Consider the following 21,702-nt stretch of genomic DNA (forward strand, 5'->3'; position numbering starts at 1 on the left):
TTCAATATCCTCCTCTCATATCATAGCTTACAAGGGCAGAGTAATGTGCATCTATCCCACTTGGTGCATTATATGCTGCTGTTAGGACAAATGCTCTGATATTCCTAATCTTGTATTCATTTTCCTTAATAACATCTGACAGATACTCCAAATGCTCTGATTTAAGTTTTCTAAATCTTTCTTTTACTATTTGTGCAGGAAGCTTCGTTTGATTGATTGTAACAAACTCTCTATCATCAAGTATCATAATATCTGCCAGTATCTTTAATATCTCATCAAAGTCTTTAACTATAAATTTATTGCCCAACTCAAGATGTTCATAATAGCCTGTCTGTGTTCTTAACTCATCTAAGCAGTTCTGATATATATTTTTGTTTTCTATTTCCGCCTCTCCGTCCATCCTTTTTCTTGGTTCTGAATACTCGGCATCTATGACGGAATGATGGGTGGAATTATATGATGAAATATCTGTAGTAATCTTTGATGAATTATTTGTAGTATTCTCTGGTAATGGTTGGGGCATATTGCCATTTTGCATTGGCAGATTTTGCTCTGTTGCATTGGTGCAATCTGCACTTGTGCATTGGTGGATTTTGCACTTTTCCATTGGTGCATTTTGCCCTAATGCATTAGGCATAGCTTTTTCTAAGGCTTGTAATTCTTCTTTTTTCTTTTTGTTCTCAATTTCAGCATAAAGTTCCTCCAGTTTTTCAGTATTTATGGTGTACCATTTTGTTTTATCTCTTGGATCTTTATTGTAGTTTCCTACGAGTAGAAAACCTGCCTTTTCCAACTTCGCAAAGGTTCTTTTTACAGTATCGAAACTCATATAGTCAAAATCTTTTTCCTGCCATGCTCTTATTGAGTTATATGTCCAATATCTTCCGTCATAGAAGTTATTGCCGGATTTCTTATTTATTTCTATCCAATAGTTTATTTGCTGTAAGATAAGAGCTTCATTTAAACCTATCTCTCTTGCCAATGTCTTATTTGCAACGATAGGTTGTTCATCAAATAAATACATACTCATCTAAAAGCTCTCCTTTCCATGATATTTTTCCACTAAAAAAGACGATAGTTTTTATCCATCGCCTTTGGTAACCATTTTTATGAAATTTTTTATATTGATTTTATGGCTTCATTGATTCCTTGTAGGAACGCTATGATTACAGCTCCGATCATCGGTATTCCGTAAGGACTTACTAAAAATCCGATAATGAGTGCTTCTATTGCTGCTCTTGTGTTGTGTAGCATAAAGAACGAGCCTATGGCAGCAAATACACACATCAGCATGAGCAAGTACAGTATCGCAGTCCCTATGCTAAGCAAGAATGTCAGAAATGCAGTGAGGATACTTAACGATAGGCTGATCGGAAACAAGATTATTTTAATGATCCATCTCATTTATTCTCCACCGCCTTTGCTAATGGAATAACTGACATAATGGCTTGAAATATTTTTTTACATATCATAAAAGCCTCCTTTTCGATATTTTGTTTGATTTTAAAAATAGGGATACAGTGCTGAAAGCTCCTATTTATCAAGCTTTTTCCTCTGTATCCCTATTATATCTCAAGCCCAGTATGTTTCTATTTAAACTTTGTATTCTATCAATTCAACATTTTGAGGATAAATATTTACATTACAGTATGTTTCTATTTAAACAAGGCTTGAGCTAGTGCATCAATTTTATCTTGCTTATTTACATTACAGTATGTTTCTATTTAAACATAATAACAGGAAGAACTATTCCTCCAAGAAAACCAATTTACATTACAGTATGTTTCTATTTAAACGGAGTTACTCTTACATTTTTGAGAGAGGGAATTGCAAGATTTACATTACAGTATGTTTCTATTTAAACGAAAAAACAAAACTTAGAGAGTATGATGTTTTTTTATTTACATTACAGTATGTTTCTATTTAAACTGCAACAACAGCTACTGTCGCAACCACAGCTACTACATTTACATTACAGTATGTTTCTATTTAAACAGCAGGTTCTGCTGCCTTGGTTTTAGCAAATCAAGAATTTACATTACAGTATGTTTCTATTTAAACAGCACGTAACCCGGAATTTTTTAGACCTTGGAGACTATTTACATTACAGTATGTTTCTATTTAAACTATAGTTCCGGATAGTGTATCAAACAAAGTAAGTTTATTTACATTACAGTATGTTTCTATTTAAACGATAAAGCAGTACCTTTTGCAAGAATTATTTCAAGATTTACATTACAGTATGTTTCTATTTAAACCAAATATTTTAAAAATATCAGAAAAAATGGTTGTTACATTTACATTACAGTATGTTTCTATTTAAACATAGTCAAACTCGCCTTTAAATCCGTCGTATTTTTTATTTACATTACAGTATGTTTCTATTTAAACTCTATTATCCATACCACGATACATAATGTCATAAAGATTTACATTACAGTATGTTTCTATTTAAACTATTTTTCATTTACGAATTAGACAAGAGAGAAGAAATTTACATTACAGTATGTTTCTATTTAAACGTTAGTTCGGCTCTTTTTCTTTCTTTCTCTAGCTTCATTTACATTACAGTATGTTTCTATTTAAACTGACTTATCTACATCAAGCATAAACTCAATATAGAAATTTACATTACAGTATGTTTCTATTTAAACTTTTATTCTCCTTTTTTGTTTTCTTTTTTGGTTAAATTTACATTACAGTATGTTTCTATTTAAACTAATCTAAATAATCATTAAAATTCTTTTTAAAATTATTTACATTACAGTATGTTTCTATTTAAACGATGTTTTAATACCAGTACAAAGTCAATTTTTTACAAATTTACATTACAGTATGTTTCTATTTAAACACGAAGTCTTGGAATAATGATTCTGTTGTTTGATATTTACATTACAGTATGTTTCTATTTAAACAAATTTATGATGATGAAAAAGTTACAATGAACTTAATTTACATTACAGTATGTTTCTATTTAAACTTTTCTAAAATTTCTTTTAATAATTTTAGTTCTTCATTTACATTACAGTATGTTTCTATTTAAACTTTATCTTCAGATAAAAAATTTTCATTTGTTTTGTATTTACATTACAGTATGTTTCTATTTAAACCTACTATAGTTTCTTTACTCTTTTGTGAATTTTCTATTTACATTACAGTATGTTTCTATTTAAACCGAAACTCTAGCAAAGAGAGAAGCGGAAATCACTATTTACATTACAGTATGTTTCTATTTAAACTCTCCTGTTCTTCGATATAATTTGCCAATAATCTTTATTTACATTACAGTATGTTTCTATTTAAACTAAGCTATCATATTTTCAAAGTTTCTAGTCTTTACATTTACATTACAGTATGTTTCTATTTAAACAGGTAATTCTATACATATTGAAAATACTACCATTAATAAGGCAATTCTGTCTATATACAAAATTTTTTCGAGATTTTCCACTAAATTTTTTAACTGAAACAGAATTGTTTGAAATTTTAACATTTTTTAATCTGTCGAATCACCAAAGTATTTAATATATTCATGGTTGACAAATTATAAATTTATATAAAACTTTTATATATTTAATGTTAATTTTATTATTATATATTAAAAGAGACAATAATAGAAAATTGAATATTCTCCTATTATAATTATTTTAAATAAAATTATCTGTAGCTCCGTTGTCTATGCCTAAGATTTCTTTTTCGAGCCATTTTTCGTCTCTACTGTTAAATATTATTAGTGAATCTCTATCTTTTCTTATTGTTTTGGCTAATGATTTTTTCAAGGTAAATAATTGGGATTTGGTTAATTCTCCTTCGAATACCGAATTTTGCACATGAGAGAGATATTTTTTACAAGTTTTGAATGTATCTCTCCACACTTTTGCACCTTTTTCATCAAGCACTATATCATAAACTAATATTATATACATTTCTACCACCAAAGTTTAAAGCTTTCATATTCTTTTTCATTCATTAGATGTTTTACAAGTTTATATGCCTCTAATCTAATTAAATATTTGTAACTTACACTTTTTCCTAAAGTTTTATGCTTTATTGTTTTATTTAATCTATCTTCATATTCCTTTAAAACTATCTGAGAACCTTGTTTTGTAAATTGAAGATAATTTAATCCTTCTATAAAGTGCTTTTCTGTAATTTGTTTTTTATTTAAGAGTGAAAAAATCATTCTATCCCCAATAAGTGGTTTAAATATTTCTGCTATATCAAGCGCAAGTGAAAATCTTCTATCTCCGGGAGAATGTAGATAACTAACAGTAGGATTTAATTGTGTTATGTATATTTGTGAAAGTACAGTCGTATAAATTAGTGTATTTACAAATGAAATTAAAGTATTTATTAAATTATCCGGTGGACGCTTTACTCTTTTTTCGAAATTTATTTCTTTATCGATAATTGTATTCCATGAGTCATAATAAACTTTATGAATATTTCCTTCTATCCCCATAAGTTCAGAAATATTGGTTTGTAAATCAATATGTCTTTTTAAATTTGAAATAATCTCAATAAATTCTTTTACATTTTTCCCTCTTTCATTATAGTACCTTAAGTTTCTTAAAATTCCCTCTGTTGCTCCCTTAACAAATTCTTTTGCTAGAACAAGTCTTTTATCTTCATTAGAAAAGTATTCTACCTGCTTTACAAGCAATTTACCTGAAATATTTTGCTCTTTTGGATAAAAACTTCCAGTATAAAAATTATAATAGTTAAAAAAATGTACAGATATTCCGTATTTTGAAAGTATATTTATCAAACTCGTATTAAAACCCATTTCAGTCATAACATAAATATCTGAAACAGTTTCTATTGGAATATCTTTTTTATTTCCGTTGTTCGTACAAATCTGTAAAGTATTATCTTTTCTTTTTAAATCTGATTCAGAATATATAAAATAACTTTTTTTCATAACTCCTCCCTATATTAGACATATATCACAATATGCACAATTTTTACATAATTTTATCTTTTTAAATTCAGGAGGCCTTTCACTTTCAACCAAAGTTCTTATTTCTTCCAGAATTTTTGGAATCTTTTCAAAATCCTGCAATTCCAATTTAATTATCTTACTCTTTCTTAGAAGAGGATAGTCCAAAACTCCCGTAATGTCTTTAACTCCTTCATTATGTAAAATCCAAAGATAATATTTTATCTGTTCAATAGAGGCTTCCTCCATTACTTTACTCTTTTTTACTTCATGAATTATATTTTTATCTTTTATATAATCTATATTTATAATATTTTTTACATTAATATGCTTTTCTTCTCCACTATAAAATTCTTCATCAATGGATCTTCCTATTGAAACATCTTCATTTGTATGCTCCATTGTAATCCCATTATAAAAATACCAAAGTTTCCTTTTACAAACAAAATTGTAATAAACCATTATCCCCGTAATTTCTCTATCCATAAAATCACCTATATAAAACTATCATATTCATATTCATAATCTGTTTTATTGACATCAATTATTTTTTCAAATCCTACACCGTCTAACAACTTACCTTCTTCAGAAGTCAATCTTATAAATCCTTTTTCATCATATTTACAATATACTTTGTATAAGTTTATATTTTTTGATATTTCAATTTTTTCTTTTAAATATTTAGTATCATATAAACCAACAGATACAGTATATTTCATAAGTTCGTCTAATTTTTTAGTATATTTTAACTTTAAATCTATTTTTTCATCTTCAGATTCACTGCAAATTAATTTGCTCTTTATATCTTTAAGTTCATTTAATACTGAATTTATCTCATTTTCATTTAAAAGTCCTCTTTCAACATCTACAGGAAAAACATTAAATGATATAATATCTCTAAATGTCTGTTTAGTTTCAGCCTCTATTCCCAAATCTCTTAATGATATATTAATATAATTATATCTGTCCTTGTATTCTTTCAAAAATGCAGACTCCTTTATTTTTTCAAAAGTGAAAAATTCTTTTATTAAATTCTGTTTATCCTTTTCAGTTAAAATACCATCCCCTTTTTGTTTAATTGCTTCTTTACTTAAATCATAAATTTCTTTATAAATAAATCCTTTTTTTGAATCTTTGTTTTCTTTTAATAAATTTTTATTTATTTCTGTAAAAACATAGCAGTTATAATCATTAACTTCTTTTTTTCCTTTCCTGTTAACTCTACCAAGTCTTTGAAATAAGCCATTTAAATCTGAAAGTTCTGTAAATAAGAAATCAAAATCTATATCTAAACTGGCCTCCACTATTTGCGTTGATATCCAAATTTCATTTCCTATATTTTCAGTTTTTCCAATTTCTATTATTTTATTTTCTTTTTCATTTCTTTCTTTTTTTATAAACTTACTGTGTAAAATATTTATATTTACTAATCCCTTTTCTTTCAAATCTGCAAAAATTTCTTGAGATTTTTTTATGGTATTACAAACAACTAAATATTTTTTATTATTTGAATTGTTTTTCACATAATGATTATAAATATATTCAGAATTAAGTTCTTCCTCTACTACTTTTACATTATGTCTTTTCATATCATTTGTAAATTCTTTAGTAATAAATTTATATTTTTGCTCCTGTTTGTCCAAATAATCTAAATTTTCCACAACCAATAAGTCTTTTATGAAAGGTGGAAAAGTTGCTGTAAATATGGAAACTTTTCCCCCTATTTCAATTATGTCCTGTATCCCGCGAATAAGAGTTGCCAAAAGTTCAGGACTATATGCCTGTATTTCATCTATAACAACCTTTGAATAACTCATCATGGCATTTTTAAATTCAAATCCTTTACTTCTAAAAACAAAATCAAAAATCTGATCAGGAGTTGTTATATTTAAAGGAATAGAAAACTTCTTACTATTTTCGTAATAGGATAAAATTTTATCATTATCTTCACCATCAAAGTTTTTAAGATACATACTCAAAGTATCACTATGCAATAATGCAACCCTTTCTTCGATTTCTTCACCATTACAAATATTATTTGTAATCCTGTTATAAATAGAATTTATAGCAGTTTTTAAAGGCAACACAAAAAAGCCTTTGGTATCACCAATCCAATGTAATCCCGCTTCAGTCTTTCCCATTCCTGTTTGTGCAATAACTATTAAATTTTCTTTTTTATTTTCCTTACAAAAATTTTGTAATTCATTCCAATTAGCTTTGTCATCTTTTCTTTTCCAATTATTTAATAAATTATCCAATCCTTTTTCCAGAAAATTAGGATAAAATTCAGCAGGAATATGAGCACTTGCAGAATAATCACATTTATTAAGTAATCCTAAAATTTTTATAAAGTCCATTTGATTTTCTTTATAAGAATCTTTAATCTTTTTTAAATTTCTATCTAATTTTTCTTTTCGATTCTTGTCTAAATCAGGATAAATATTTAAAAGTCTCTCCAATATCAACTTTCTATTGTCTTCACAAGTTATATATTTAAAATTATCAATATAATGATGATGATTAAAAATTGCATAAGATGCCAAACTATTCTCATCAAAAAAACTTTTAGAAAAATTATTCAAATCAATATACATCATATAGTATGACAATATATTGTGAGGAACCTCTTTAAACTTATCAAATTTAGTATTATTTTTAAGCCTTTTAGTAAATAAAAAATCTGCCTTACCTACGTCATGGTATATGATTGCTCTTTCTAAAATTTTACTATCTTCAGTATCTACATAATTCAAACTTATAAGTAATTCTAAACATTTTAATAAGTTTTCTGTATGCTCTTCAATAGTTTCATCCGGTTTTGCAAGTGACTCTGCTATAAATCTATTTTTGAAAATTTCCATTTAATCCCCTAAACTAAACTAACAATATAACCATCTTCATCCAAATAAATATTTTTATCTGTGGATTTATTATATTCTTTTAATTCATCAAAGTCTATTTTGTATTCAGATAAATAACCAACTCTGTACTTTTTAAATTTTCTTTTTCCATCTTGTATTTCATAATTTTTATTAATATAATAATTAGTACCTCTGGCTTCTATTCTTTCAGTTATCTCTTTAAAAATATCTTTTAAAAATATTGTTTCTTGTTCAATTGCATCTGTAGGAACATATCCACTATTATATATAAATTCAATATCATTCGGATTATCTTCATAAATATTAACAAATTTAACTTCTTTTATCTCTACAAAATCTTCACTTCTTCCAAGTGATGTTAAATTGTATATGTTTTTTTCAACAGTATCCAAAACTTCTTTAGAACTCCTAATATGAACTACCAAATCTACATCATAAAGAACTTCATAATATTTAATAGAAGTAGTTAATGAAGCATAATAAGAATACGGAATTGCATATTTACTATTTTTCTCTTCATCAAATTGTAATTTTTCAAGCTTTATTTTTGAATTTAAATCATTAATTTCAGACAAAAGATTTTTATATTCCTCTGATTTCTTATCAAATTGTTTTTGTCTCATTTTAAGTTTAGAAATTTCATCTTTTATACTTTTTTCAAAAATTTTAAAATCATCTGACTTATTTTGATAAAATTCTCTTAGATTACATATTCTGATGTATTCTTTCAATTCTTCTTCAACATATATATCTATAGTAGTCCGATTCTTAAAACTATTTCCTTGAGGTTTTAAGGCTTTAGCAATAATTTTATATCCTTCATTAAAAGTATCAGGATTTTTTAATTTAACTAAAATTCCTCTATCATCCATAACATTATTTAAAAAGGCTTGATCCTTATACATTTCTTTCCCTAAGGATTGAAATCTACCTTGAATACTTATATCCATATCTTTGTATTCTTTATAGTTACAAGCATTATGAATTGCACCGATTATGGTTGAATAAGGTGGAAGTGGATAAGTCATTTTATTTTCTGAAGTTTCCTCTTTTTTATAATTAGCTTTATTTTGATGTAACTTTATCCTTAAAAGTTTATCCTTCATAATATTTTTTTACATCCCCTTTTAACTTTTCAAAAAATTCAGTAACACTTATAGGATTTAACTTTTCTTTTATTTCCTTTTCATTTACAAAGTTTCCACCTTCAATAAATGCTATTTTATAATCTTCTTTATTTAGCCTTTCAATCAATTCATCAGTTATTTTTAGTGTGCTTTTTGTAACATTCACGACATTATCAAAATAGTGAGTTTTACAGTTTCCAATTCCTCCAAATATCATTAGAGGTTCTGCATTATCAAGATTCCCTTTAACGACTAATGATAAGTTTTCTATTGTTTCCAATATTAAATTTACTCTTTCAATTTTTTCAGAAACTTCCGCCTCTGCATTAAAATTTTCATCAACACCCACTTTGTCTAAATCAAATGTTATACTGTATTTCTTTAGTGACTTATCAAATTCATATTGATATGGCATAAGTCCTGATTCTCCTGCTTTTTCTTGTAAATTTATTCCATTATCTCTTGCATAAGTTGATGCTAAACATAAATTGTTGTGAAATCTTGTTTCATTAACAAATTCATCACACGCAACTGCATCTGTTAAATAAAATGAACTTTTTCTTATAACTGTTAAATTGTTAGTATTCATATATCCGCCTTCAAGCGCTCTGCAATTTGATGCATTCATTTCTTCAGTAACTTCTTTTTGAGTTACTTTTTTATCAACTACAACCTTCAAATCATCATACATTCCACTTTGAGCCATAATTGCATTTTTCATACTTTCTCTACTTCTTGTAGCATAAATTTTACCATTTTTAAAAACTTTTTGTACAGATGATGCATTCCCCAAAGTTTCTCCATAATTTGAAGTAATATTACATACAATAGTAAGTGTTAATCCTAAATTTTTCTTTTCTTTATTTTCCATTTTTTAATCCTCCTACTTATTTTCATTATTTCCATTTTTATTATTATCTTCTTTAACACGTAATGCATTTACAAATGTATATGCTACATTTTTATTTTTTTCAAAATCTTTAAACAAATAATATGCAAAATCAAATGTTACAGAACTATAAGATGAAAGTTGAAGTAACGTTACTGAAAACTTTTCATAATCTTTAAAAGTCAAACAGGAAATTAATTTATTCCTATATGCATCGATTTTTCTAGGCGTATCTTTTAATTTAAAAACGACTTTTTCTGCACTTTCTCTGGCATTAAACAAATTAAAATTCATTTGTTTCTCTTCCTTTTCCAATTGCTCTTTTTCTTTTTTGTTATTCACCATAATATCAACTCCTTCATATATTTTTTGGTTTATTCTAATTAATTGACTAATTAAAAAACTATGGTTATCTATTTTGTTTTCTTTGTTATCTTTATTTTTTGGCTTACTGCCATCTCTAAGGAGCTTATCAATTAGATAATCCAAATACTTAGTATATAGGATACAATCAATAACTTCATCTAAAATCGGTTCATATTCATCAGTCCTCAATTTACAAGGATTGTTTATTGCTTTAAAAATATTATCATCTTTTATATTTGAAATTTTTTCGAAAATTCCAATAGCGGAATTTCGTAAAAACATTGTTTCAAAATATTCCTTATTTTCCTTTTTACCATTTTTAATCTGCATATTTTTAGATATTATTTCAACTTCATAATCTAAAAATCTTGAGACATTTTTTGTGGTAAAAAATAAATTTAACTTAAAGTTTTCAAATATTCCAACTGAATTTTTTTTATCTAAATCCAAATTTTCATCTGTTAAATAATCATTTGATTTTAATAACATATCGGTTGAAAAATTATTATTAATAAAAAACGAACTATCTCCTTTTGAGAACGCAAAAGGAATATAATCAAATTCGCAATAATCTTCAAACACATAGGTATTATAGTCCCAATTGAATGATAAAGATTTTGTCTTTCTCCCTTGATCAACATAATATCCCAATAACCTACATATTTTTTGTTTTTCTTTTCCCATACAACTTGGATTACAAAATTTCGAATACATTGATTTTGCCCCTTCAAATGTCTTTTTTATTAATTCAAGCTTATTATCAGATATTTTCAATAAAATATTATCCTTGTTTTTTATAGAAATTTCATCATTTTTAAATGTATTTTTCATTATTGTATTCCAAAAACTTTTTAAATTTTTAACTTTTTCTTCATCAAAATCTTCAGAATTTAAAAGATTTTCCAACCTTTTATGATGCATTTTATCTTTAAAATATTCTTCTGCAAATTCATAATATTTCTCTTCATTTTTTGATATATCTATATCATCAAAATTATATAAAAGCACATCACTTCTTCCATTATATTCTGTTGAATAATTGAGTTTATGATATTTTAGATACCTTATAATTCCAACTGCAGCTGTTGAAAATCTCCAATCAGAAAATTCTAATTTTCTATCATATCCGTTAAAATTACCTTCATCTTCTATCATTAAATCATCTCCCAAGAATCTATAAGCTGTAATAGTCCGAAACCTGAAGCATTTTTACTTCCGACTGACGAAATCAGCATTTCGTTTAATAAGCTATTATCGGCATTAATTATAATTATTCCTAAACTAACATCAATATACAATCCATAAAAAAGTACAACAGCTTTTTTCATTTCAGAAATATCCATCTTCATATCATCAATAGCGTTGGAATAATTTGGAAAATGAATTTTTAAATTTTCTTTAAATTTATCAAAGAAATCCTCATCACAAACAGTTATATGCCTGTCTGTATTTTCTTCTCTATTATGCTCACGAATGACAAGAGGAGAACAAAATTTAAATCTTGCACAATTTCCCACAATCTTTTTTTCATTGACAATTTTAGCATCTGTTAAAACTATAAAATTATTTTCAGAAATTTTAAATTCCTTGTCTTTATATTCTAAAAACGAATTGAAAAAGATAGTTCCAACATCAGTTTTTGGAGCTTTAAAAGTAATCTCAAAATTATTTTCTCCAACTTCAATTCTGTTGGAAAAAAATTTGGGTTTAAAAAATTTAACTGCCCATGAATATTTTTTTTCATCACTTTTGATATAATCATCCCCAAAAAACTTTTCAAAAAAATTACCATCAGAATAATTTGATACCGCTGTTTTAAAAAATTTAATACAAAAACGATGATAATCTTTAGGGATGAAATTATTATCTGTTTTAAATTTTAAAACGATTTTCATAACAAACACCTCTCTTTATATTAATTATTTATTATCGTATTTTAATTTCTAATTTTAATATTTTAATCTAATTTTTTCGGCTCATAAATTTTATAATATTTTCCTTTGTACTTTATTATATTTTCCAGCTTTTCATATTCATTTGTAGCTGAATTTTTTACTTCTGCTTCGTATAGGTCAGATTCTATTAATAGCTTTCCTTTTTGGTCGTATAATTCAATTTTTTTGTCTTTCATTTTAGAGATATTTTTTATTTCACTCTTTAATATTTCTTCGAGATGAGATTTTTCTTTTAGCTCTTTAAAATTACTATCACCATTTTCAATTACAATTGTGTATGAAATATTATAAATTTTTTGAGTTATTTCTACACCATTAGCAAATTTTAAATGTAAAAATATAAATATTAATACTAAAACTAAATTTAGTATATGATTTAATTTTTCAGATTTTTTCGATATTATAACAAAAAATAAGCTATCCAATATCATAATAACAAAAAGAAATCCCAAGATAATATACAAATTCTTAATAAAAAAGAGCATTAATCCTAAAGCTGCAATAACAAAATGAAATAATCCATAAAATTTTAATATCTTTTCAGCATATTTTATTTTTGGATTTCTCATTAAAATATTATAAACTTCAGAAACATACTCTTTATTCCTCATTCTATAGAACATAATTCCATAATATGAATTTATCACTAAAACAAAAGCAACCATTCCATAATAGTAGATGTCTTTCATAATAACCTCCCAATAAACACGTTATTATTTTATAATACAACATTATTATATCAAATTACATACATATATTCAATAATTTACTGAAAATATTTTCATAAAAAATAGCGAAGAAAAACTTCGCTATTTTTTTATGAATTTTTGTTAATTAAAATAATTCTTTTTTTATTTTTTCATAAACTGCATCAACTGTAAATCCAAATTTTTCAAATAATAAATTTGCAGGTGCTGATGCTCCAAATGTATCAAGACCTATTGAAATTCCATCTAATCCGATATATTTACCCCAACCAAATGTTGATAAGGCTTCAATGCTGACTCTCTTTCTGATGTTATTAGGTAATACACTTTCTTTATATTCTTTACTTTGCTTTTCAAATTCTTCCATACATGGCATTGATACAAGTCTTGTGCAAATATTTTCTTCTAAAAGTTTTTCACAAACTTTGTAAGCTAAGCTAACTTCTGAACCTGATGCAATTATAATCATTTCAAAATCTTTTCCAAAGTCTTTTAGGACATATCCACCTTTTAGAGCTTCTGATGAAGTTTCTTCTAAATTAGTCAATTTTTGTCTTGTAAGTGCTAAACAGCTTGGAGTTTTTCTATTCTTTAATGCAGATATCCAAGCATAAGCAGTTTCTTTTGCATCACAAGGTCTATACATAGAAACATTTGGTGTAGATCTAAACATTGCCAAATGTTCAATTGGTTCATGTGTAGGTCCGTCTTCTCCAACTCCAATACTATCATGAGTTAAAACATAAATAACACCTTGATTCATAAGTGCAGAAAGTCTTACAGCAGGTTTTAAATAGTCACTGAAAACAAAGAATGTTGCACAATATGGTAAAAGTCCTCCATGTAATGAAATCCCATTACAGATTGCAGCCATTGCATGTTCTCTTACTCCAAAGTGAATGTTTTTTCCAGTTCTATTTTCAGGTGAATAGTAGTCAAATTCTTTCATTGTTGATTTGTTTGATGGTCCTAAATCTGCTGATCCTCCAAAAAGATTTGGTAATAATTTAGAAAATCTATTAAGCACAATTCCGCTTGATTCTCTTGAAGCCATATCTTTATCAAATTCAGTAATTGATGAATCATTTAAGATTTCTTCGTCAATTTCTTCTTTCATAAATTTTTGGAATAAATCATATTTTTCAGGATATTTAACTTTGTATTCTCCAAGTTGTTTTTCCCATTCATCAACAAAAGTATTTTTTCTTTCAACAACTTCTTTCATATATTTTTTAACTTCTTCAGGAACATAAAAACTTTCTTCATATTCCCATCCAATATTTTTCTTAAATGTTGGAATATTATCTTCTCCCAATGGTTCTCCATGTGCTGAAGCACTTCCCTGTTTAGTTGAGCCGTATCCGATTTTTGTCTTTATTTCTATTAATGAAGGTTTATCAGTTAATTTTGCTCTTTCTATTGCTTCTTTAATTTCATTGATATTATTACCATCTGCAACAAAATAAGTATCCCAACCTAGAGCTTCATATCTAGCTCTTACATTTTCGCCAAAAGCAGTTGAAGTATCTCCTTCAATCGTTATATTATTGCTATCGTATAAAACTATAAGTTTTCCTAATTTTAATGTACCTGCAAGTGAAGATGCTTCATTGCTGATACCTTCCATAAGACAGCCGTCTCCAACGATTGAATAAGTATAGTGATCTACTATTTTACAATCGTCAGTATTGAAAATTGAAGCTAAATGACTTTCAGCTAATGCCATACCAACAGCCATTGAAACACCTTGTCCAAGTGGTCCTGTTGTTGCATCTATTCCAGCAGTATGACCATATTCAGGATGTCCCGGAGTCAAGCTGTCAATTTGTCTAAAATTCTTTATATCTTCAATACTAACACCATAATCAAATAAATGAAGTAATGAATATAAAAGCATAGAACCATGTCCTGCTGATAAAATAAATCTATCTCTGTCAACCCAATTTGGATTTTTAGGAGAAATCTTCATACAATCATTAAATAAAGTAAATGCCATTGGTGATGCTCCAAGTGGAAGTCCAGGATGTCCTGACTTTGCCTTTTGAATAGCATCAGCACTTAATGTTCTCATAGTATTAATACATAAATTCTTAATTTCCATATCATTCCCTCACTTAAATATATTATTTTTAAAAACAAACTTAACGAATTAATTATATCAATAAATACAATTTTTTTCAATAACATAACTATTGATTCAGCAACTAAGACTCTAGAGTTGTCAAACATATGTGACAAATCTAGATTTAATATACAACCAAACAATTTATTGTTATGATTCAATTCATAAAAATTAGCGTTTTATGATTCTGGATATCACATCAATTGACAAACAAATTAAAATAATATATAATCATTGTATAAAATTATAGAAATGATTACTAGAGGAAATTAATAATGTTTTACTTCTTAGTGTTTATAGGAATTATCAGTTTAATAAAAAGATATTTAATTATAAAAAAAATAATTAAAGTAAAAGAAATTCCTTATTATAATGAAAATCAAATTTCTGAAAAAACAAAAGATGATATAATAGAAAAATATGGAAATTTTTACTTAATTATTTCAATAATATATTTTTTTATAGCATTATTGTTCAGAAATTCAAGATATATTTATATTGTTACATCTCTCTCAATAATTCCTATTTTATACTACAAATGGTGGTTACTAAAATTTGTACGATACAAGACAAATGATAGATTTAACAATTAAAAAAGTTGGAGAAAACTCCAACTTTTTTAATTCTATAAATTACTTTGTTCCGAACAATCTATCTCCTGCATCTCCAAGTCCAGGAATAATGTAACTATGTTCATTTAATCTCTCATCCAATGCAGCTACAAAAATATCTACATCCGGGTGATTTCTTTGAACAGCTTCAACTCCTTCAGGAGCTGCAATTATGCAAACCAATTTGATATTTTTACAACCCTTTTGTTTTAAAAGTTTTATGGCATCAGAAGCAGAACCTCCTGTTGCAAGCATTGGATCAAGAACTAAAAAATCTCTTTCTTCTGCATCTACAGGTAATTTGCAATAATATTCAACAGGTTGTAAAGTTTCAGGATCACGATATAACCCAATATGACCAACTTTTGCAGCAGGAAGAATATTTAACATACCTTCAACCATTCCAAGTCCCGCTCTTAGGATAGGAACTACTCCCAACTTTTTACCTGATAATCTCTTAACCTTTGTCTTTTGTAAAGGTGTTTCAATTTCTACTTCATCAGTTTTTAAATCTCTTGTAACTTCATAAGCCATAAGCATTGAAATTTCATTTACTAAGGCTCTAAAATCTTTTCCACCGGTTTTTTTATCCCTTAAATATCCCAACTTATGTGAAATAACCGGGTGATCGAATACTGTTAATTTTGACATGCAATTACCTCCTATAATTATGCAAAAATTTTTTCATTTTATTAAATTAATTTTTACTATTATACAAAAATTTTTTTAATTAGTAAAGTCTATTTGTTATATTGATAAAATATTTCTAATATTTTTCACAAAAAATTTTCATCAAAAATATTGAAATGTTTTTACTTTTATGTTATACTATTCTAGTAATTAAATTTGCCGGCGTGTCGGAACTGGCAGACGAGACAGACTCAAAATCTGTTATCCGCAAGGGTGTGTGGGTTCGAGTCCCACTGCCGGCACCATTTCAAAAACTAACTTTTTTGTTAGTTTTTTTTATTGTGAAACAACAAGGTTCCCGGGAACCCACCCGATGCGAAGCATCGTGGAAGGGTGGGGTTCTTATTGCAAAAAAAGGTATGAATCAACATACCTTTCTAATCTATTTTACATTATTCATTTTTTCTCTACAAGCTTTTTCAATTAAATCTAGCTTATCAATACTTTCTTGTTCAGTTTTTCCTATTGTATAGATATATAACTTAATTTTAGGTTCTGTTCCTGATGGTCTTAAAGCATACCAAGACCCATCATTCAAATAGTATTTTAGACAATTTTGTTTTGGAAAATCTAAATATCCATCTTTAAAATCGATGATTTCTTTTAAAGAAATATCTTCCATTTCTTTTATAGGATTTTCTCTAAAATCTTCCATCATTCTTCCAATTCTTTGTTGTCCTTCAATTCCTTCAAGTTCAAGAGAAATTTGTCTTTCGTTATAATATCCGAATTCTTCATAAATATCATTTAAAACATCTAATAGACTTTTTCCTTGTTTTTTATAATATGCAGCCATTTCTACAACCATCATTGAAGCTCCAACAGCATCTTTATCTCTTACGAATGTTCCGTAGCAAAAACCTATGCTTTCTTCATATCCGAAAACATAATTTTTTTCTTTAGTTATATCATATTCGTTTGTCTTACCACATATATTTTTAAAACCTGTTAATGTTTCAACTGTTTCTATTCCATATTTTTTAGCTATTACTCTTGATAAATCTCCTGTTACAATAGATTTTACTAAAACCGGATTTTCGGGTAAATTCTTAAGTGCATATCTTTGTGAGAAAATATAATATGATAATAAGGATCCAATTCTGTTACCGTTTAAAAATACATATTCCCCATTTTTATCTCTAACTTCAAGGGCAACCCTATCACAATCAGGATCAGTTGCAATTAAAATATCTGCTCCAACTTCTTTACCTAATTTTTCAGAATAAAGAAAAGCTTTAGGAACTTCAGGATTAGGATATCCAACAGTTGTAAATTCGGGATCCGGCATTTCTTGTTCTTTTACAACAAAAATATTTTTAAATCCTCTTCTTTTCAAAACTTCTCTAACAGGTAAATTTCCAACTCCATTTAAAGGAGTGTAAACCACTTTAATATCTTTGTCTATATTTTTATCATTTATAGCTAAATTTAGAACTTCCTTTTTATAATCTTCCTCTACTGAATCATCAATATATTTAGCAATTCCGCTCTTTAGAGCATCCTCAAAAGGAATTAATTTTACATCTTCAAATTTTTCAATTTTATCCATATGAGCTGAAATTTGATTTGCAATGTCATCAAGAATTTGTGATCCCTCTTTCCAATATGCTTTATATCCATTATATGCTTGTGGATTGTGACTTGCAGTAACCATTACTCCGGCTATACAATTTAATTTTCTAATAGCATAAGAACACATTGGAGTAGGTCTGATTCCCTTATATATATATGATTTAATTCCATTTCCTGCCATTATTGAACAAGTAAGTTCTGCAAATTCTTTTGACCCATATCTGACATCATAACTTAAAGCAACTCCTCTTTCAACAGCTTCTTGACCATAATCAATAATAGTATTTGCAAGAGCCTGAGCAGCTTTCGAAACCATATATTTGTTCATTCTATTTGTTCCTGCACCAAGTTTTCCACGAAGGCCGGCAGTCCCGAATTCTAAAACTTTATAAAATCTATCTTTAATTTCTTCTTCATTATCTTTTATTGAAAATAAATCATTTTTTGTTTTTTCATCAAAAAAATCATTATTTAACCATTCTTCATAAACTTTTTTGTAATCTATCATAAAGTCCTCCTAAATATATATTCTCTTATATTTTACATCAAAAGGTATTTTATTTCAACACTTCAAATTAAAGTAAATTTCAAAATAAATGTTTGTAATGATAAATTTATGGTATAATTAATTGGTATGATTAAAAAATAATATGAGGTGATTAAATGAGATTTATTTCTTGGAATGTTAATGGACTTAGAGCTTGTATAAAAAAAGGATTTTTAGATTATTTTAATGATATTAATGCAGATTTTTTCTGCTTACAAGAAATTAAGATGAGTGAAGGTCAACTTGATCTTGAACTTGAAGGCTATGAAGCTTTCTATAATTATGCAAAAAGAAAGGGATATAGCGGAACTGCAATTTTTACAAAATATAAACCTTTAAGTGTAAAATATGGAATGGGAATAGAAGAACACGACAATGAAGGAAGGCTTATAACATTAGAATATGATGATTTCTTTTTAGTGACTTGTTATACACCAAACTCAAAACAGGAACTTTTAAGACTTGACTACAGAATGGTTTGGGAAGATGCTTTTAGAAATTACTTACTTGATTTAAATAAAACAAAATCAGTAATAGTTTGTGGCGACTTAAATGTTGCTCATAAAGAAATTGACTTAAAAAATCCGAAGACAAATAGAAAAAATGCAGGATTTACGGATGAAGAAAGAGAAAAGATGTCCATTCTTTTAGATAGCGGTTTTACAGACACTTTTAGATATTTCTACCCTGATAAAGAAAATGAATATAGTTGGTGGAGTTATTTTGGAAAATCAAGAGAAAGAAATGCAGGTTGGAGAATTGACTATTTCTTAACTTCAAAAGACATGAATGATAGACTTGTAGATGCACAAATACATCAAAGCATTTTAGGTAGTGATCACTGTCCTGTTTATTTGGAAATAAAATAGTCTCTTTTTAGAAAGATATATTGAATAAGATATATCTTTTTTTATATATTTATTTTTTATTAATTATAAAAAAGACTATCACATCACTGCGATAGTCTTTAATTCTAATCAACGATTTTTAATTTTATATTATTCTTATCTTCAATTTCAACATAATTATTTTCTTTTACATAATCAATCAAAACTTCTGCGATATCCCTTGTATCTTCTTTAAGCGTTTTAAGTTCCGGGAAAAATGAAAAATTTCCTCCTCCTGTCGCTCTATAATTATTTAATACAAGTTTATATTTTTTATCTAAAATCAGCTCGTCTCCATCAACTTTTACGTCTGTTATGAAATTTTTTCCATTTTTTGAAATGTTCATTGTATATTCTATTCCATCAAGCATATCATAATTATACATCTCTCTTTTTGGATATAAAAACTTTGGATTAATATCAATTCTATTGTCTTTCACTATCCAGTAAGTTGAAAGCTGCGTTAAATAATCTAAAATATTTTGCCCGCTCATTTCTTTTAAAACTAATGTATTTGGGAATGGATAATTTAAAATTATATCTCTATATCTTAAATTTTTACCAAAACCAGGCATAACTTCAAAAAGACAACAAGAAGAAATATCCGCTCCCATAGTTTCCTTTTGAATTTTGTTTATAAAACTTGTAATTGAATGTTTTTCCAATTGAGCAGACTTTGTATCAGAAATATACATTTCTTTATTACAACTACCAATTTCAATATCCAACCATTTTTCAGTTTCATTTAAAACTTCTTTAAATTTTTCTTCCATTTCAGCATCAATTTCATATTCTGAAATATCTTTAAGATTAACTGAAATATTTTCATCAAATAAAATTTCCATACAAGTTGCACATCCATCTGCACATTGTATTACAAAAGTATCTTTTATCTTTCCTGTTAAAGTCCTATGTTGATGTCCTGTAACTAAAACATCTATTCCGGAAATTTTATCACAAATCTCATAACCGACATTTTCTCCTGTCAAGTTTTCGGTAGGATTCCCACTTTCTAAGTCTCTTTCAAAACCGCCATGATAAAAAACTACAACATAATCAACCTTATCTCTAACAGCTTCAACTGAATTTTTAACAGTTTCAAAAACACTTAATATTTCCAAATTTTCTAAATTTTTAGGATTTTCCCAATGGTCAATATAATCAGTTACAACTCCAATTAATGCAATTTTTTTATTATCTATGCAAATAATATCTGTATTTCCAAGTTTTTCATCTTTATACTTTACATTACCAGTAATACATTTTGCATTAGTTTCTTTAACATAATTATATAAAAAAACACTACCATAGTTAAAATCGTGATTTCCTATATTTATATAATCACAATGTAAATGATTAAGAGCTTTAGCAACTATATTTTCTTTTAAATTTGCATTAGCATAGGTTACCAAAGGTGTTCCCTGATTTATATCTCCATTATCAACATAAATTACTTTCCCTTTTTTTCTTTCCTCTTTTAAAAAAGTTGAAAATCTTGAAAGTCCTTTATTTGCTATATCAGAGTTTACAAAATTATATGCTAGTAAATTACCATGAACATCAGTGGTAGATAAAATTTTAAAAGCCATTAATATCCCCTCGCTAATTTTCTTCTAACATTATTAGAAAATACTTCAATAATTAAAACTAAAATAATTATTCCAACTAAAATTGATCCAACTTCATTCCAACGATAATTGTTCATCGCAAAAATAAGTGGTGCCCCGATTCCACCTGCTCCTACAAGTCCTAGAACTGATGCATCTCTTAAATTCATATCAAATCTATAAATAACGATAGAAATTAACTTTGAATAAATTTGTGGTAAAATTCCATATCTTATTTGTTCAATTTTAGTACATCCAATCGCTGAAAGAGATTCGATAATACCAAAATCTAAATCTTCTATAACATCTATATATAATTTAGTAACCATTCCTATTGAAACAACTGACATTGTAAATACACCAGCCAACGCTCCAGGGCCTGTAACACCTATAAACATAAGTCCATAAATAAAAGCCGGAACAGTTCTAACACACATTGTAAAAAATCTTCCTATTACAGCTACATATTTTGAAACAATTTTCTTTGCAGAAATAAATGCAAAAGGAATAGAAATAATTGCCCCTATTATTGTTCCTAAAAATGCAATACACATTGTTTCAAAAAGCAAATAAATTACACCTTTATTATCAAGTCTAAAAAGGAATTCCAAATCAGGATGTAATATACCATTTATAATATTTTTAGCAATAGTCATTGAATCTTTAACATCGTCACCTTTTTTAATTGACATTGCAGACCAAATTAAAAGTCCCAAAACAATTACAATAATGGCAATAATATAAGTGTATGATTTTGGCTCTTTTTTTAATTTTTCTTCTACTTTTGAATTCATCATTTCC

Annotated in this window: 18 protein-coding genes, 1 tRNA gene and 1 CRISPR repeat array; of the genes, 3 read left to right on the forward strand and 16 right to left on the reverse strand. The window is 26.9% G+C overall.

All coding sequences use genetic code 11. From position 1 onward, the window contains the following. Nucleotide 1: 1 nt before the first annotated feature. From VJI94_RS02425 to tkt, 12 genes are all read right to left on the reverse strand, one after another. Entirely contained in the window at nucleotides 2-1,030 is a 1,029-nt protein-coding gene (locus VJI94_RS02425; RefSeq protein ID WP_324008198.1) for a DUF6017 domain-containing protein, read from the reverse strand. A gap of 89 nt (nucleotides 1,031-1,119) precedes the next feature. After that, the gene (locus tag VJI94_RS02430) at nucleotides 1,120-1,404 is read right to left on the reverse strand and encodes a CD1845 family protein (protein ID WP_086432337.1); all 285 of its coding nucleotides are present in this window, start codon (nucleotides 1,402-1,404) and stop codon (nucleotides 1,120-1,122) included. 165 nt (nucleotides 1,405-1,569) lie between these two features. Beyond that, nucleotides 1,570-3,370: direct repeats of the CRISPR family, unit length 30 nt; unit sequence ATTTACATTACAGTATGTTTCTATTTAAAC. A gap of 277 nt (nucleotides 3,371-3,647) precedes the next feature. After that, nucleotides 3,648-3,926 carry a CRISPR-associated endonuclease Cas2 gene (cas2, locus tag VJI94_RS02435; RefSeq protein WP_029948750.1) on the reverse strand — a complete coding sequence of 93 codons (279 nt, stop codon included), beginning with the start codon at nucleotides 3,924-3,926 and terminating at the stop codon, nucleotides 3,648-3,650. Nucleotides 3,927-3,928: 2 nt separating this feature from the next. Next, nucleotides 3,929-4,921, reverse strand: coding sequence for a type I-B CRISPR-associated endonuclease Cas1b (gene cas1b / locus VJI94_RS02440; protein ID WP_150263067.1), 993 nt, complete (start codon nucleotides 4,919-4,921; stop codon nucleotides 3,929-3,931). Nucleotides 4,922-4,930: 9 nt separating this feature from the next. Beyond that, entirely contained in the window at nucleotides 4,931-5,425 is a 495-nt protein-coding gene (locus VJI94_RS02445; protein ID WP_324008200.1) for a CRISPR-associated protein Cas4, read from the reverse strand. An 8-nt stretch (nucleotides 5,426-5,433) separates the two neighbouring features. Next, on the reverse strand, nucleotides 5,434-7,800 hold the full coding sequence (gene cas3 / locus VJI94_RS02450) for a CRISPR-associated helicase Cas3' (RefSeq protein WP_324008201.1): 2,367 nt from the start codon (nucleotides 7,798-7,800) through the stop codon (nucleotides 5,434-5,436). Nucleotides 7,801-7,808: 8 nt separating this feature from the next. Continuing rightward, on the reverse strand, nucleotides 7,809-8,927 hold the full coding sequence (cas5, locus tag VJI94_RS02455) for a CRISPR-associated protein Cas5 (RefSeq protein WP_324008202.1): 1,119 nt from the start codon (nucleotides 8,925-8,927) through the stop codon (nucleotides 7,809-7,811). After that, a complete protein-coding gene (gene cas7i, locus VJI94_RS02460) occupies nucleotides 8,917-9,819 on the reverse strand; it encodes a type I-B CRISPR-associated protein Cas7/Cst2/DevR (RefSeq protein ID WP_324008203.1) in 903 nt (300 codons plus the stop codon). The genes cas5 and cas7i overlap by 11 nt, the downstream gene beginning before the upstream one ends. Nucleotides 9,820-9,831: 12 nt before the next feature. Next, the gene (cas8a1, locus tag VJI94_RS02465) at nucleotides 9,832-11,358 is read right to left on the reverse strand and encodes a type I CRISPR-associated protein Cas8a1/Csx8 (RefSeq protein WP_324008204.1); all 1,527 of its coding nucleotides are present in this window, start codon (nucleotides 11,356-11,358) and stop codon (nucleotides 9,832-9,834) included. Continuing rightward, nucleotides 11,358-12,098 (reverse strand): CRISPR-associated endoribonuclease Cas6, encoded by a 741-nt coding sequence (gene cas6, locus VJI94_RS02470; RefSeq protein ID WP_324008205.1) that lies wholly within the window; start codon nucleotides 12,096-12,098, stop codon nucleotides 11,358-11,360. The genes cas8a1 and cas6 overlap by 1 nt, the downstream gene beginning before the upstream one ends. Nucleotides 12,099-12,160: 62 nt before the next feature. After that, nucleotides 12,161-12,847, reverse strand: a complete 687-nt coding sequence (locus tag VJI94_RS02475) for a hypothetical protein (protein ID WP_324008206.1) — start codon at nucleotides 12,845-12,847, stop codon at nucleotides 12,161-12,163. Between the two features lie 145 nt (nucleotides 12,848-12,992). Continuing rightward, nucleotides 12,993-14,966: a transketolase gene (tkt, locus tag VJI94_RS02480; RefSeq protein WP_324008207.1), complete on the reverse strand. Its 1,974-nt coding sequence runs from the start codon at nucleotides 14,964-14,966 to the stop codon at nucleotides 12,993-12,995. A 296-nt stretch (nucleotides 14,967-15,262) separates the two neighbouring features. Between tkt and VJI94_RS02485 the strand changes: the two genes are divergently transcribed. Next, nucleotides 15,263-15,580, forward strand: coding sequence for a hypothetical protein (locus VJI94_RS02485; protein ID WP_248110171.1), 318 nt, complete (start codon nucleotides 15,263-15,265; stop codon nucleotides 15,578-15,580). Between the two features lie 39 nt (nucleotides 15,581-15,619). Here the strand turns inward: VJI94_RS02485 and upp are convergent, their stop codons facing one another. After that, nucleotides 15,620-16,249 carry a uracil phosphoribosyltransferase gene (gene upp / locus VJI94_RS02490; RefSeq protein ID WP_009354226.1) on the reverse strand — a complete coding sequence of 210 codons (630 nt, stop codon included), beginning with the start codon at nucleotides 16,247-16,249 and terminating at the stop codon, nucleotides 15,620-15,622. A gap of 197 nt (nucleotides 16,250-16,446) precedes the next feature. Here upp and VJI94_RS02495 point away from each other — a divergent pair. Beyond that, nucleotides 16,447-16,533: transfer RNA gene (locus VJI94_RS02495), tRNA-Leu, on the forward strand. Between the two features lie 137 nt (nucleotides 16,534-16,670). On the opposite strand, the gene VJI94_RS02500 is transcribed toward VJI94_RS02495, so the two are convergent. Then, a complete protein-coding gene (locus tag VJI94_RS02500) occupies nucleotides 16,671-18,365 on the reverse strand; it encodes a phospho-sugar mutase (protein WP_324008384.1) in 1,695 nt (564 codons plus the stop codon). Between the two features lie 158 nt (nucleotides 18,366-18,523). On the opposite strand from VJI94_RS02500, the gene VJI94_RS02505 reads away from it, so the two are divergent. Beyond that, a complete protein-coding gene (locus VJI94_RS02505; protein WP_324008208.1) occupies nucleotides 18,524-19,276 on the forward strand; it encodes an exodeoxyribonuclease III in 753 nt (250 codons plus the stop codon). 104 nt (nucleotides 19,277-19,380) lie between these two features. Here the strand turns inward: VJI94_RS02505 and VJI94_RS02510 are convergent, their stop codons facing one another. Then, entirely contained in the window at nucleotides 19,381-20,883 is a 1,503-nt protein-coding gene (locus VJI94_RS02510) for a bifunctional UDP-sugar hydrolase/5'-nucleotidase (protein WP_324008209.1), read from the reverse strand. Next, nucleotides 20,883-21,698, reverse strand: coding sequence for a phosphonate ABC transporter, permease protein PhnE (phnE, locus tag VJI94_RS02515; protein WP_314939159.1), 816 nt, complete (start codon nucleotides 21,696-21,698; stop codon nucleotides 20,883-20,885). Before phnE ends, VJI94_RS02510 begins: the two co-directional genes overlap by 1 nt. Nucleotides 21,699-21,702 lie beyond the last annotated feature (4 nt).

Origin of the sequence: Parvimonas sp. D9 (assembly GCF_035282565.1) — a bacterium.
Classification (GTDB): Bacteria; Bacillota; Clostridia; order Tissierellales; family Peptoniphilaceae; genus Parvimonas; species Parvimonas micra.

Bases quoted from the DNA above. Each gene is read 5' to 3' on its own strand.
- VJI94_RS02425 (WP_324008198.1), bottom strand. From the start codon at position 1,030: ATGAGTATGTATTTATTTGATGAACAACCTATCGTTGCAAATAAGACA.
- VJI94_RS02430 (WP_086432337.1), bottom strand. From the start codon at position 1,404: ATGAGATGGATCATTAAAATAATCTTGTTTCCGATCAGCCTATCGTTA.
- cas2 (WP_029948750.1), bottom strand. From the start codon at position 3,926: ATGTATATAATATTAGTTTATGATATAGTGCTTGATGAAAAAGGTGCA.
- cas1b (WP_150263067.1), bottom strand. From the start codon at position 4,921: ATGAAAAAAAGTTATTTTATATATTCTGAATCAGATTTAAAAAGAAAA.
- VJI94_RS02445 (WP_324008200.1), bottom strand. From the start codon at position 5,425: ATGGATAGAGAAATTACGGGGATAATGGTTTATTACAATTTTGTTTGT.
- cas3 (WP_324008201.1), bottom strand. From the start codon at position 7,800: ATGGAAATTTTCAAAAATAGATTTATAGCAGAGTCACTTGCAAAACCG.
- cas5 (WP_324008202.1), bottom strand. From the start codon at position 8,927: ATGAAGGATAAACTTTTAAGGATAAAGTTACATCAAAATAAAGCTAAT.
- cas7i (WP_324008203.1), bottom strand. From the start codon at position 9,819: ATGGAAAATAAAGAAAAGAAAAATTTAGGATTAACACTTACTATTGTA.
- cas8a1 (WP_324008204.1), bottom strand. From the start codon at position 11,358: ATGATAGAAGATGAAGGTAATTTTAACGGATATGATAGAAAATTAGAA.
- cas6 (WP_324008205.1), bottom strand. From the start codon at position 12,098: ATGAAAATCGTTTTAAAATTTAAAACAGATAATAATTTCATCCCTAAA.
- VJI94_RS02475 (WP_324008206.1), bottom strand. From the start codon at position 12,847: ATGAAAGACATCTACTATTATGGAATGGTTGCTTTTGTTTTAGTGATA.
- tkt (WP_324008207.1), bottom strand. From the start codon at position 14,966: ATGGAAATTAAGAATTTATGTATTAATACTATGAGAACATTAAGTGCT.
- VJI94_RS02485 (WP_248110171.1), top strand. From the start codon at position 15,263: ATGTTTTACTTCTTAGTGTTTATAGGAATTATCAGTTTAATAAAAAGA.
- upp (WP_009354226.1), bottom strand. From the start codon at position 16,249: ATGTCAAAATTAACAGTATTCGATCACCCGGTTATTTCACATAAGTTG.
- VJI94_RS02505 (WP_324008208.1), top strand. From the start codon at position 18,524: ATGAGATTTATTTCTTGGAATGTTAATGGACTTAGAGCTTGTATAAAA.
- VJI94_RS02510 (WP_324008209.1), bottom strand. From the start codon at position 20,883: ATGGCTTTTAAAATTTTATCTACCACTGATGTTCATGGTAATTTACTA.
- phnE (WP_314939159.1), bottom strand. From the start codon at position 21,698: ATGATGAATTCAAAAGTAGAAGAAAAATTAAAAAAAGAGCCAAAATCA.